Source organism: Sphingopyxis sp. H050, from assembly GCF_001468265.1.
GTDB lineage: Bacteria > Pseudomonadota > Alphaproteobacteria > Sphingomonadales > Sphingomonadaceae > Sphingopyxis.
In genome coordinates this window covers 1-12,562 of the sequence record NZ_LNRZ01000015.1, presented here as the reverse complement: position 1 = coordinate 12,562, position 12,562 = coordinate 1, and the positions used below count along the sequence as shown (strand labels likewise).

The following is a 12,562-nucleotide window of genomic DNA, read 5'->3' as shown; positions in this document are numbered from 1 at the left end:
CATGACCGACCTATTCTCGACGGCCGAGAACGCCGACCGAAGCGCCGCGCTCCTGCTGCAGGATCGACTCCGCGCCGGCGACAGCATCACGCGGGCCGCCCTCAATGAGGCCATGACGAAGGCCTATGGCGGCACCGACGCGCAGGGATGCTGGACCCAGCGCGAGAGCTTCGAGGTGCTGGAGCACGCGCTCGCCGTCCACCTGCGGACGGTCCCCCACGCGCTCCACGCCTTGCCCGATGTTGCCCACGCCATCCGGCTCATGGCGGCGCTACCCACCCAGACTGTCCGGAGCGAGGAGCAGCTCGAATGGCAGCAGTTCTCGACACCGGCAGACATCGCCGCTCTGGCCGTGCTCCTGGCGAACGCACAGGAAGGCGACGTCGTCCTCGAACCCAGCGCCGGCAACGGCCTGCTCGTCGCGCAGCTGCGCCAGGACGTCACGCTTCAGCTGAACGAACTCGACCCGGCTCGACGGGCACGGCTCGCCCACAGCTTTCCCGGCGCGCCGATCACCGGCTACGACGGCGCAGCGCTGACGTCGCTGATGGCATCGTCCGAGCGTCCCACGCTGGTCCTGATGAACCCGCCGTTCTCGCGCTCGCTCGGCCGCGGCGCCGACGACTTCGCGGCCGTGCGCCACCTACAGGCAGCCTTGCGCCGCCTGCGCACCGGAGGACGGCTTGTCGCGATCATGCCCGACTGGTTCGGCCCCAGCGCGCGTCTGCGTGACCTGTTCGACTCCACGCTGCGCGATGTCGCGGTCCGAACCTCGATCCGCCTCGAAAAGTGCTACACGAAGCACGGCACCTCGATCGCGGTCCGCCTCTACGTCATCGACAAGGCACCGGGCACGACGATCCCCTCGACGATCCAGCGCTCGTCGGTCGCCGAGATCCTCGACGCGGTGACGATCGTCGACCGGCTGAAGCCGAAAACGGACGTGCCAATGGCTCCTGTCCGGAAGACCGGCACGACCTCACTGTTCCGTGCCGTGAAGAGCACGCGCCCTGCCGAACCGCGCGCCTATCATGCCCCCGTCCGCAACGAGGTTCTCCCCGTCGATTTCACGCCGCTGGAAACCCCGGCGCCGCTTCTCGGACAGACGGGCGTCTACCTGCCCTATCGGCCGAGCCGCCTCGTGTTCACCACCGCCGGCGAGCATCCGACCGCACTGGTCGAGTCCGTGGCCATGGGCTCGATCCCCGCGCCAATCCCCCATCATGTCCCGCGCTTGCCCGAGCGGACGGTTGCCGAGCGTCTGCTGTCGGCCTCGCAGCTCGAAACAGTCGTCTACGCCGGCGATGCTTGGACCCAGATGATCCCGGGCCGGTTCCGCCCGAGCAAGGAGGGCGTCGGACTGGACCTGTCCGAGGACGGCCGCGAGTATCGCAAGGGTTTCTTCTTGGGCGACGGGACCGGGGCGGGGAAGGGCCGGCAGATCGCCGCCTGCATCCTCGACAACTGGCTGCAGGGCCGCCGCCGCCACATCTGGATCACCAAGAACGAGCCCCTCCTCGAGGATGCCCGACGGGACTGGACCGCGCTGGGCGGCATGACGGCTGACATCCAGCCCCTTACCAGCTGGAAGATCGACGAGGTGGTCAAGCTCGACCAGGGCGTGATCTTCGTCACCTATCCGGCGCTCCGCTCTGCTCGGGGTGATCACACCCGGCTCAAGCAGCTCATCGATTGGGCACGCGAAGACTTCGACGGTGTCATCGCCTTCGACGAGGCACACGAAATGGGCGGCGTCGCAGGCGGGGAGGGCGCTCTCGGCGCGAAAAAGGGTTCCCAGCAGGGCATCTGCGGGGTGCTGCTCCAGAATAACCTGCCCGGCGCGCGCGTGCTCTACGCCTCGGCGACCGGAGCCTCCGACGTCAACAATCTCGCCTACGCCGTCCGGCTCGGCCTCTGGGGACCGGAGACCGCCTTCGCCGACCGCGAGCAGTTCATCAGCGGCATCCGCAAGGGCGGGATCGCCGCCATGGAGCTCGTCGCTCGCGACCTCAAGGCGACCGGCCTCTACATGGCGCGCGCGCTCAGCTTCGCCGGCGTCGAGTACGACATCCTCAAGCATGCGCTGACACCCGACCAGATCAGGATCTACGACACCTATGCGGATGCCTGGGGCATCATCCACCGCAACATGGAACAGGCGCTGGAGCTGACCGCCGTCGTCGACTCCCTCGAGAACGCGACGCTCAACAGCGGCGCCAAGGCGTCCGCCCGCTCGCGCTTCGAGTCGACCAAGCAGCGCTTCTTCGGCCAGGTCCTTCTCAGCCTGAAGATGCCGACCGTCATCGCCGCGGTCGAGGAACACCTCGCCGATGGCAAATCGGTGGTGCTGCAGCTCGTCACGACCGCGGAATCGATCCTCAACCGTCGCCTCGGGGAGCTCAGCCCCGACGAGCGGGCAGACCTCGAAATCGACCTGTCGCCACGCGAATATGTCTAATGTGGAGCTCCACATTATACTGATTACCGGAACTTCCTCAGGCTATGGGAAGGCGACCGCACAGCTCTTTCTCGATCAAGGTTGGAACGTCGTTGCGACAATGCGGGCGCCTGACGAAAGCGTGTTCGACAAGCCCGGGGACCGGCTGAAAGTCCTGCCGCTGGATGTGACCAGCGCTGAAAGCATTTCTAAGGCTCTCGCCGATGCCGTCGCCGCCTTTGGACGGATTGATGTGCTGGTCAACAACGCGGGCATCGGCTTGCTTTCCGCGTTCGAGTTTACGCCTGACACCGTAATTCGGGAGATGTTTGAAACAAACACTTTCGGGGTGATGGCGGTCTGCCGAGCGGCAATCCCGCATATGCGCCAGCATGCGGGTGGTGTGATAATCAATGTGACCTCCAGCACGGCGATCGCCCCGATGCCGTTCGTTGCCGTGTATACGGCCAGCAAGTGTGCTGTTGAAGGGTTCACTGAGGCGCTTTCGTATGAATTGGGCCTGGTTGGCATCCGGGCGCGGATCGTAGAACCAGGCCTTGCACCAACGACCAATTTCAGAACGAACAGCGCCAATCGCATTGAGGGACTGACACCACCGCCATACGACGCCTTTGCGCAACGCTATTTCGCCAAGTTGCAAGACTATCCAACCGCGTTCACGAGTGTGAGCGAAGTCTCCGAGGCTGTTTTCGCTGCTGCGACGGAGGAGGGCGATCGGCTGCGCTTTCCGGCGGGCCCCGATACCGCGTTGTTCGCACAATTGCGATGGATGACCTCGGAGGAACATTATTTGGCACAGATGCGGGCGATGTTCGGGCCTGATCTTTCTGAGTAGTGTTTTCTCTATGCGAGTGTCGCTTCTCCACGAGCATCGTAGCCGCATAATTGGCGCCGTCCCGCGGTTCGCGGCGGCGGAAATGCGCAGTCATTCCCTGTTGCGCAGGTCGCGGCTGAGCGTCGGCCGGCCACTGCATCGGCGGGCAGGCGGAGGGGGACATGCCTGACTTGGCTCTTGACCTCCGCTTTCTCCGCTACGCGATTCTGGTTGCGGAACACGGAAGTTTCCGCCGTGCGGCCGATGCGATGAATCTCTCGCAGTCGACGGTCAGCCGTCGAATTCAGTTGCTCGAACGCAGGGTGGGCGTGCCGCTCTTCGAACGCAGCAGGAGCGGAGTGCGGCCGACGCCAGCCGGCGAGCGCTTCATACGGGAGGCTGCATTTGGCGCTGAACACATTCGCCAAGCTGTCAGCAGCCTAAGCATGGAGAAACGAGGCCAGATTGGGGAGTTGAAAATCGGGCTGATGGCCTCGCTCGCCAGCGGTTTCTTGGCCGACGTGCTCGAGGCGTTCCATTTCCGGTTTCCGAACATCGATATAAAGATCGAAGAGGCGACGGCGCAGGCGACTGCCGCCGGCGTGCTAAGCGGTCGGCTCGACGCGGCATTCATTCCCGGCGAGCCGCGTCTTCCCGGTTGCCAGGCGATGCATCTCTGGGGTGAACCTCTATACGTCGCAGTTTCAAAGCACCATTCCATGGCGGCACGCGTCGGCGTCAATTGGGAGGATCTCCGCGACGAGACATTCCTTGTCGCAGCGGACGTTCACGGGCCTGAGGTCGAGGCGATCATCGTGCGGCAGCTTTCCGGTTTGGGTTTTCATCCGCGGATCTCGGTGCAGCGGGTTGGCCGCGAGAACCTCCTCAACATGGTGGGCATGGGATTCGGCGTGACCTTGGCTGCGACCTCCACTCAGGGCGCCTCCTATCCCGCGGTCATCTTCGTTCCGCTTGCCGAAGGGGGCGAGGTGTTCAACTCAAGCGTTGTTTGGTCGACAAACAACGTCAATCCCGCGCTTAAGCGTCTGCTGGACCTTAGCGCATCGATCGCAAAAACGCACCAGCGGCGGTCCTCAACGGTCCTAGAGGCCATTCAACGGTTGACATAACGAGATGACTGGTCATTTATTAACGTCATGCCACGTCCACCGAATCCAGAAGTTCGTTCGCGCCTCATCGAAAAAGGCGCAGAAATCATCCATCGCCTTGGCTTCAACGGCTGTGGCGTGCAGGATATTACTGCCGCTGCCGGAGTTCCGAAGGGATCGTTTTACAATTACTTCGAAAGCAAGGATGCGTTCGCGGCAGCGATACTCGATGAATACTGGCGCGCAATCGAATCCAATTACGTGTCCATCCTGGAAGACGATTTCGTTAGCCCGTTAAAGCGCGTCGAGAGACACTTTTCGGAGTTGATTGAGTATCATGAGCGACAGAAATTCACGTTTGGCTGTCTGATCGGCAATCTCGCGCTTGAGCTTGCGGCGCAGAGCTCGATTGCACGATCAAAGCTGAAAGCTCTCCTGAGGACTTGGACAGCCGCCCTTGCAAAGTGCCTGTCGGCCGCGAGCGAAGCGGGAGAGCTTCCCCTCGCGCGCGAACCCCAGGACCTTGCGGCGACGCTCATCGAGGCCTTCGAGGGCGCGGTGATGGTGGCCAAGGTCGAGCAAAGCGGAAGAGCTCTGAGGCGATTTGGCACTGTTGCCCTGCCTCGGCTCCTCGCGTGAAAATCGTGTCGTATTAATAGACGACCAGTCACTTTAATACGTCGCCAGCAGATGGCGCCTTCCTCTTCTGAAAGGAGAAGATCATGACTGAACTCTACGCAGATCCCGAAAATCCGGTGCTTCCAAAAAGCACGTTTCAGCTCGACCTGAAGCGAGCTGCCCTCGTGGTGATCGATCCGCAGAACGACTTCTTACATCCCAGCGGTGTGAGCTGGCCGTTCTTCGGCGAGAGCGTTGTCGAGAACAACACCGTGTCGCACATCGGCCAACTGTTCGAAGCCGCGAAGGCAGCGGATATCACCGTCGCCATCTCGCCCCACTTCTACTATCCATGTGACCATCATTGGCAGTTTGGCGGTCCACTGGAAAAGACCATGCATGCGATCAACATGTTTGGTCGCAAAGGCCAGTTTACCGTGGAGGAATTCGAGGGATCGGGCGCGGATTTCCTCGAAGACTACAAAAAGTACATCCACGACGGCAAAACCATCATTGCCTCGCCGCACAAGGTCTACGGCCCCGAGACGAACGACCTCATTCTCCAACTGCGCAAACAAGGTGTGTCACAAGTCATCCTGGCCGGCATGGCCGCCAATCTGTGCATTGAAGCGCATTTGCGGGAACTGATCGAACAGGGCTTCGAAGTGGTGGTCGTTCGCGATGCGACAGCCGGCCCTCGCGTTCCGGAGGGCGACGGCTACCTCGCCGCCCTGGTGAATTTCCGGTTCCTCGCGCACGGCCTTTGGACGACCGCGGAAACCGTCTCACAACTGAAGGGCTGAGACGCCCGCACCTGCGCACATGTCCCTGTGGTCCCGGCATTGCCGGGACCGCATCCCGTTAGCGATCATCAAAGAAGGAGAACGGATCGATGAGGCGTGAGGAACTGACCGAAAAGATATTGGACATCAAGCGCGAGCGAGGCTGGTCGTGGAAACACATCACCGGAGAGATCGGTGGTGTGTCCGAGGTGCTGATCATCGGCGCTTTGCTCGGGCAGATGAAGCTGATCAAACCGCTCGCGAAGAAGGCTGCGGCGCTGTTCGGCCTGTCGGAGGCAGAAGAGCGTATGCTGAACGAGGTGCCATATCGAGGCATGCCCATGCCGCCGACGGACCCCCTGATATATCGCTTCTATGAAATGGTGATGGTCAACGGCCCCGCGTGGAAGGCACTCATCGAGGACGAGTTCGGCGACGGCATTATGTCCGCAATCGATTTCGACATCACGTTCGAGCGTGAGCCGAATCCAAAAGGTGATCGAGTGAAGATCGGAATGTCGGGCAAGTTTCTTCCCTATCGCTACTACGGAAGCGAGCAAGGCATTCCCGAATATGGCTATAAGGAACCCGAATGATCGTTCGCCGGGGCTCCCTTGGGCCCTGCCGACGATCAAGAGGAAGTAACGTGCCGCGCGCGACGTGCCTTGGCGAAGCCGCGATCGGTCGCGATGAAGCGTTCGATCATAGGCGCAATCAGACGTGTTGGATCGGCGACCGGCTGGCCGGTCTCGCGGCCGTGAACCTCAGCGTAAGCGACAAGATCCCGATAGACCGTCGCCGGTAATTCCGCCGTCACCTTCACGGGCTTGTCGTCGGCTATCATGCCGAGTTTCAACTTGGTCACATCAGCCTCCGTAGGGCTCGAGAATAAGATCACGGGTTACGATCACCCGGACCGGGAATCCGGGTCGGATGGTGAGCGTCGGGGCGATGTTGAGCTGCCGCCGGATGATCTGCTGGCCTGCGTCGTTGATCGTGTCTTGGCCGCCGTTGCGGATCGCCTGGATCAGCCGGTCGTCATCATTGGTGGCCAGTTCGGCGCCGACGCTCAGGAGCGTCGAGAGACCGGCGGCCTTGGCGAGATCCCACCAGTGATAGTCGACGCCGTCCTGCAGGCCGGCATAGCCCTCGGCGTCGGCGCCGGGCTGGCGCTCCAGCACGATGCTGCGGCCGTTCGGAAAGATCAGCCGATTCCACACGAGCAGGACGCGGCTCTGCCCGAACTGGACGTTGTTGTCATACTGGCCGATCACGCGCGTGCCCTGCGGGATCAGGAGGATCCGGCCTGTCGGGCTGTCATAAATGTTCTCGGTGACCTGGGCGGTGATCTGGCCCGGAAGGTCCGATCGAACGCCGGTGATGAGAGCGGCCGAGATGACGGCGCCGGCTTGAAGGATATTCGGAGAGGCCGGCGCGGCGATGCGGTCGGCCGCAACAGTGCGTCGGTCGACCGGCGCGTTGAGAAAGGCCTGCTGCCGATCTTGGGCGCTCGGCGTTGCCGGCGGCGGCGCGAGCCCGAGGCTGGCGAGGTCCGGTGGCGCCTGGTTCGGCGTGTTCGCCGTGACCGGCGCGGCATTGCGCGCCTCCGCCGCCGCGAACAGACGGCTGGTGCGGGCGGTCTCGATCTCCTGGAGCCGGCGCTGCTCCTCGGCGCTGAGGCCGGGCTGCGGAGCGGCGACGCCGGGATTGGGCACGGGCTGGCCGCGGTTCTGGGCGCTGACGATCGGCCGGCCGAGGTCGCCCGGCAGCGGCGGGCCGAGCTGCGGCACGCTGCTATAGTCGCGCGGCAGGCCCTGGAGGCCATCCGCCGTGTTGCGGTTGTCGGTTGAATAAAGCTCCTCCGGCGCCCGGCCGCCGTTGCGAGTCTGGAGCGCATAGACCAGCGCACCGCCGATCCCGAGGCTGGCGACCAGGCCGAGCCCGGCGAGCACCTTGCGCGACAGCCGCGTCACGCGCGGCGCATCCGCGCGCAGCCGCATCGGCGCTGCCGCTTCGGGCGCCGATCCGGTCAGCGGCGCGGCCGCATCCTCTCCCTCGTTCCGGTCTTCGCTCACGACGCCGGCCTCCCGTCGGTGCGGGTGATCCGGACACGCTTCTGATTGTCGCCGGAGCCGAACCGCAGCTCGGCGGCGGCGAACAGCCGGTCGACGATCATGTAGTTGGTGCGGACGCGATAGTTGACCAGCTCCGACGTCTTGCCCTCCGGGCCGACGACGAACAGCGGCGGCATCTCGCCCTGGCCGACGCCGCGTGGGAATTCGATGAAGACTTGCCGGCCGTCGTCATAGGCCCGCAGCGGCCGCCATGCAGCACGGTCGCCGGTCACCTCGTAGCGGAAGTTCAGCCGTGCGAGATCGACGCCGGTGGCCACCGGCTGGGTGGCCTGCGCCTCGGCATTCTGCCTGCGGAGCGCGATGAGCTGGTCCTGCGGATACTGCCACGAGACCGAGGCCATATAGGTCCGCTCGGTCGAGCGCAGCTCCATATGGTAGGTGCGTAGATTGGTGTTGATGACCAGGTTGGTCATCAGATCCGCGCGCGTCGGCTTGACGAGGATATGGACCTGCAGCGTCGCGCCGGCGCCGCTCTGCGTGTCGCCGATAATCCAGCGGACCGTATCGCCGGCCGCGACCGGCCCTGAGCCGACGAGCTGCTCGCCGGGTTGGAGCGCAATGTCGGTGATCTGCCCGACGGCGGTGTAGACCTGATAGAGCGCCCCTTGCGTGAAGGGATAGACCTGCATCGAGTTGATGAAGCCGTCGCGCACCGGCTGAATACGGGCGGCGGCGTTGGCCTGGTTGACGCGCGCGGTGGGATCGGCCGGCTCCGGAGCGCGGCGCGATTCCTCGACCGGCTTCATCTGACCGGGCAGCGGCAGCGGTCGCGGCAGCTCGACGACCCGGACCGGCGCGGGAGGATCGACGGTCTGCACGGCGGCCGGAGCGTCGTCGTAGCTGATTTCCGGCGGCGGCGTCGCGGTGGCGCAGCCGGCGAGCGCCGTCGCCGACAGCAGCAAAGCCGCAAATGTCTGAATGCGCAAAGCCGGCCTTCCGGCTTTACGGAAATACGGCTTTGTCATTGCCCCAGCTCCCGTGACCATGAGATTGCGTTGACGTAGATCCCCAAGGGATTGGCCCGCAGCCGGTCGGCATTGCGGGGAATCTGGACGACGATCGTGAGGATCGCGGTCCAGCGCGTGGTGTCGGCGAGCTGGCCGTTCTCATACCGGCGCTCCGTCCAAGCGACGCGGAACGAGTCCGGCGACGCACGGATGACGCTCGAGACATCGACGGCGATCTGCTGGCGGCCGACCTTGGTGAAGGGATCGTTCGAGCGCGCGTAATCGTTGAGTGCGGCCGCGCCGCGATCTGTCGTGAAGTCGTAGGCGCGTAACCAGTTCTGGCGGACGATGATCGCGTCGGCTGGGATCGAGCGGACCTGCTCGATGAAGCGCGCCAGGTGGAAGGCGATCTGCGGATCGGTCGGCTGGTAGTCGGCGGTCGCAGGCGCAATCGCTTGCGCCTGGCCGAGCCGGTCTGTCTGCACCACCCATGGCACGACGGTTCCCCGAGCTGACTGCCAGACCAGCGCAGCGGCGAAGCCGGCGCTGAGGAACAGCGATCCGAAGGCCATATAGCGCCAGTTCCTCGCCTGGACGCGGGCCGAGCCGATACGGTCGTCCCAAACCTGGGCGGCGCGCTGATAAGGGGTCTCGGGCTCGGGAGCCTTTCCGTAATGCGTAGAGGGTCTTCGGAACATCAGCGGTCGCTTTCAGAGAGGTTGATGGAAGAGCCGCCGCCATGGCTGTCGCCGCTGCGGACGGCATGGACGGTGGTGGAAACGGCGTGGCTCATCTGCTGGGAGCGTTTCATGCGCTGGGCCCAGGCGGGCGGCGTGTTTGAATTGCCGGCGGCGGGCGCGGCCTCGTCTGAGCCGCCGCCGATGGTGCCCATGGTCGAGGAGCCGCCGGTCGCCTCGAAGGCGGACTTGGCGCCCTCCGAGAAACTGGAGCGCATGCTTTCGGTCGAGCGTTCAGCGGCGCGGCGGAGCGGCGATGTTGCAGCGGAACCGGCGGCCCGGGCGACGCCGCCCAGGCCACTGGCCACACCTGAGGCGCCCGACTGCCCTGCGGCGCCCAGGCTGTAGGCGGTGGAAGCGCCGCCCGCGAGGGCGGCGCCCCCGCGAGCGGCGGCGGCCGCGCCTCCTGCCAGCGCGGCTCCTCCGGACGCCACCGCTCCAACCGTGGCGGCGCCTGCGGCGACCATGCCGCCCGCGGCTAGGCCGGTTCCGATGGCGGCGCCCGCGCCGAGCTGGGGTCCGCCAGAGACGAGACCGTTGGCGATGCCCGGACCGAAGATGCCAAGACCGAGCAGCGTCAGCGCCGCGAGCACGATGGCCATGGCCTGATCGATGGTGGGTGTTGCCCCGCCGAAGCCGGCGGTGAATTCGGAAAACAGGCTCGACCCGATGCCGATGATGACGCCGAGGACGAGCACCTTGATACCTGAGGAGATGACGTTGCCAAGCACACGCTCGGCCATGAAGGCGCTCTTGCCGAACAGCCCGAACGGGATGAGCACGAAGCCCGCCAGCGTGGTGAGCTTGAATTCGATCAACGTCACGAAGAGCTGGATGGCCAAAATGAAGAAGGCCAACAGCACCAGCGCCCAGGCGAGCAGCATCACCGCGATCTGGATGAAGTTCTCGAAGAAACTCCAGTAACCCATGAGATCGGATATGGAATCGAGCAGTGGCCGGCCGGCATCGAGGCCGGTCTGGGCGACGCGGCCGGGCCGCATCATGTCGGCGACGGTGAAACCGGTGCCGGAGGCTTTCAGGCCGAGGCCAGCAAAGCTCTCGAAGATGATGCGGGCCAGGTTGTTCCAATTGCCGATGAGGTAGGCAAAGACGCCGACGAACAGCGTCTTCTTCACCAGGCGCGCCATGATGTCTTCGTCGGCGCCCCAGCTCCAGAACAGCGCGGCGAGCGTGACGTCGATCACGATCAACGTCGTGGCGATGAACGCAACTTCGCCGGAGAGAAGCCCGAAGCCGCCGTCGATGTAGCGGGTGAAAACTTCCAGGAAGTGGTCGATGACGCCGGTGCCGCCCATGATCTCAGCGCGCCTCGTTCGTGTGGGAGTCGACGGCCGGCACGGGCTCCTTGACGATGGGCTCGCGCGTGACCGGCGGATTCTGCGGGATGTCCTGCGGACCGGGCGCCTGCGGCGCCGGCTGCGACGGCGTGAGGAAGCGGTCGCGGTTCTCCGCCCAGGTCTGCAGGCACTCGCTGTCGCTGGTGCCGGCCTCGCCGAGCCGCTGGCAGCGGCGCAGCTTTGCCTTCAGCGGATCGGCCGCCGCTTCCGCGGGCACCGCGATGCTGCGGTAGATCGGCGGCTCGTCCTTGCGGGCGAGTTCGATGGCGGTGGCGGTGACGGCGAAGGTCACGAAGAAGATGGCGCCGATGCGCGCGAGGATCTTTCCGTCCATCGTCGCGCCCTCAGTTGCCGTTCTGGAACATCTGCGCGTTGCCGGGCTGGTAGCCCGAGCCGGGCGTCAGGAAACGGCGGCGCTGCTCGCGGCCCTGTTCGGCGGCCGCCGACCGCTCGGCTTCGGCGAGCGCCTGGGAACGGCCGTTCGCCGAGACGACGGCGGTCAGGTCCGCGAGCTGCTGGGCCTGGAGTGCGAGAAGCTGGTTGCCCGCCTGGGTGGCCTGCAGCGCGCCGGTGGCGCCCTGGCTCTGGCCGACCAGCGCCGACATCTGGGTGCGGTTGGTGTCGATGTTGCCGACCACGCCGGCCTGGACGCGCATGGCGTCCTGAAGGCCGGAAACGGTGTTGTTCCAGCGCTCTTTCGCCTGGGCGATGAGCTGCTGATTGGACGCGCTCATCGAGGCGCTTCCGGCCCCGTAATTGGTGCGGAACGCCTGATCGATGTTCTGGACATCGTAGGCGATGCGCTGCGCCTGCTGCAGAAGCTGTTGGGTGCGCTGGACCGATTGCTGGAGCTGTTGCAGCGAGGAGAACGGCAGGCTCGCGAGGTTGCGGGCCTGGTTGATCAGCGAGGTGGCCTGGTTCTGGAGCGAGGTGATCTGGTTGTTGATCTGCTCCAGCGAACGCGCCGCCGTCAGGACGTTTTGAACGTAGTTCGTCGGGTCGTAGACGATCCATTGCGCCGAGGCCGGCGCGACTAGCACCGGCGACGCAGACAAAGGGATGGCGAGGACGGCGGCGGTGATCGCCGCGCGGGGAATGCGCAGTTTCATGGCAGGCTCTCCAGGTTGGTGAGGTCGGGAATGAGGTCGACCGCCCATGTCGCGCCGCGCAGCCGCAGCCAGGCGGCGAGGAATCCCTTGCGGCCATGCTCGGTGACGATGCGGTCTATGGCGGCCTGGTCGGTCTTCGACGAGGCGGCGCAGAGCGCCAGCGCGACGTCGGACAGGCCCAGCTCGAACAGGCGATTGCCTCGGCGGGACTGGCAGTAGTAGTCGCGCTTGGGCATCGCCCGCGCGAGGATCTCGATCTGGCGCGAATTGAGCCCGAAGCGCTGATATATCGCCGTGATCTGCGGTTCGATCGCGCGCTCGTTCGGCAGTAGCAGCCGGGTCTGGCAGCTTTCGATGATGGCTGGCGCGATCGCCGAGCCGTCGATGTCGGAAAGCTGTCCGTCGTCAGAACATTTGGCACAGGTCGCGGCGTAAATTAGCGGAGTGCGGGCCTCGTCTGTTGTTGGGTTTTAGGCGGCGAGCTTACGGTGTTGC

At 64.8% G+C, this 12,562-nt stretch carries 13 protein-coding genes and 1 pseudogene; 6 read left to right on the top strand and 8 right to left on the bottom strand.

What is annotated here, in order from left to right:
* The first annotated feature begins 1 nt into the window (after position 1).
* The 6 genes from ATE67_RS20145 (at position 2) to cynS (ending at position 6,377) form a co-directional block, all read left to right on the top strand.
* On the top strand, positions 2-2,458 hold the full coding sequence (locus tag ATE67_RS20145; RefSeq protein WP_058803406.1) for a strawberry notch-like NTP hydrolase domain-containing protein: 2,457 nt from the start codon (positions 2-4) through the stop codon (positions 2,456-2,458).
* A 1-nt stretch (position 2,459) separates the two neighbouring features.
* Entirely contained in the window at positions 2,460-3,293 is an 834-nt protein-coding gene (locus ATE67_RS20140) for an SDR family oxidoreductase (RefSeq protein ID WP_231728248.1), read from the top strand.
* A 161-nt stretch (positions 3,294-3,454) separates the two neighbouring features.
* Entirely contained in the window at positions 3,455-4,402 is a 948-nt protein-coding gene (locus ATE67_RS20135) for a LysR family transcriptional regulator (RefSeq protein WP_054362428.1), read from the top strand.
* 27 nt (positions 4,403-4,429) lie between these two features.
* Positions 4,430-5,020, top strand: coding sequence for a TetR/AcrR family transcriptional regulator (locus tag ATE67_RS20130; RefSeq protein WP_054362429.1), 591 nt, complete (start codon positions 4,430-4,432; stop codon positions 5,018-5,020).
* Between the two features lie 83 nt (positions 5,021-5,103).
* Positions 5,104-5,802, top strand: coding sequence for a cysteine hydrolase family protein (locus ATE67_RS20125; RefSeq protein ID WP_054362430.1), 699 nt, complete (start codon positions 5,104-5,106; stop codon positions 5,800-5,802).
* Positions 5,803-5,891: 89 nt separating this feature from the next.
* On the top strand, positions 5,892-6,377 hold the full coding sequence (gene cynS, locus ATE67_RS20120) for a cyanase (protein WP_054362431.1): 486 nt from the start codon (positions 5,892-5,894) through the stop codon (positions 6,375-6,377).
* A gap of 35 nt (positions 6,378-6,412) precedes the next feature.
* Here cynS and ATE67_RS20115 read toward each other — a convergent pair whose 3' ends face one another.
* The 8 genes and pseudogenes from ATE67_RS20115 to ATE67_RS21200 all read right to left on the bottom strand — a co-directional run.
* Positions 6,413-6,646, bottom strand: coding sequence for a DUF2274 domain-containing protein (locus tag ATE67_RS20115; protein ID WP_054362432.1), 234 nt, complete (start codon positions 6,644-6,646; stop codon positions 6,413-6,415).
* Position 6,647: 1 nt separating this feature from the next.
* Entirely contained in the window at positions 6,648-7,781 is a 1,134-nt protein-coding gene (locus tag ATE67_RS20110) for a TrbI/VirB10 family protein (RefSeq protein ID WP_196490234.1), read from the bottom strand.
* Positions 7,782-7,852: 71 nt separating this feature from the next.
* Entirely contained in the window at positions 7,853-8,881 is a 1,029-nt protein-coding gene (gene trbG / locus ATE67_RS20105) for a P-type conjugative transfer protein TrbG (protein ID WP_196490233.1), read from the bottom strand.
* Positions 8,878-9,561, bottom strand: a complete 684-nt coding sequence (trbF, locus tag ATE67_RS20100) for a conjugal transfer protein TrbF (protein ID WP_054362435.1) — start codon at positions 9,559-9,561, stop codon at positions 8,878-8,880. The genes trbG and trbF overlap by 4 nt, the downstream gene beginning before the upstream one ends.
* Positions 9,561-10,916, bottom strand: coding sequence for a P-type conjugative transfer protein TrbL (trbL, locus tag ATE67_RS20095; RefSeq protein WP_054362436.1), 1,356 nt, complete (start codon positions 10,914-10,916; stop codon positions 9,561-9,563). The genes trbF and trbL overlap by 1 nt, the downstream gene beginning before the upstream one ends.
* 4 nt (positions 10,917-10,920) lie before the next feature.
* Positions 10,921-11,292, bottom strand: coding sequence for a putative entry exclusion protein TrbK-alt (trbK-alt, locus tag ATE67_RS20090; RefSeq protein ID WP_054362437.1), 372 nt, complete (start codon positions 11,290-11,292; stop codon positions 10,921-10,923).
* Between the two features lie 10 nt (positions 11,293-11,302).
* A complete protein-coding gene (trbJ, locus tag ATE67_RS20085) occupies positions 11,303-12,067 on the bottom strand; it encodes a P-type conjugative transfer protein TrbJ (RefSeq protein ID WP_054362438.1) in 765 nt (254 codons plus the stop codon).
* A pseudogene (locus ATE67_RS21200) lies at positions 12,064-12,462 on the bottom strand (conjugal transfer protein TrbE); the annotation flags it as partial. The pseudogene ATE67_RS21200 and the gene trbJ, both read right to left, overlap by 4 nt.
* Positions 12,463-12,562 lie beyond the last annotated feature (100 nt).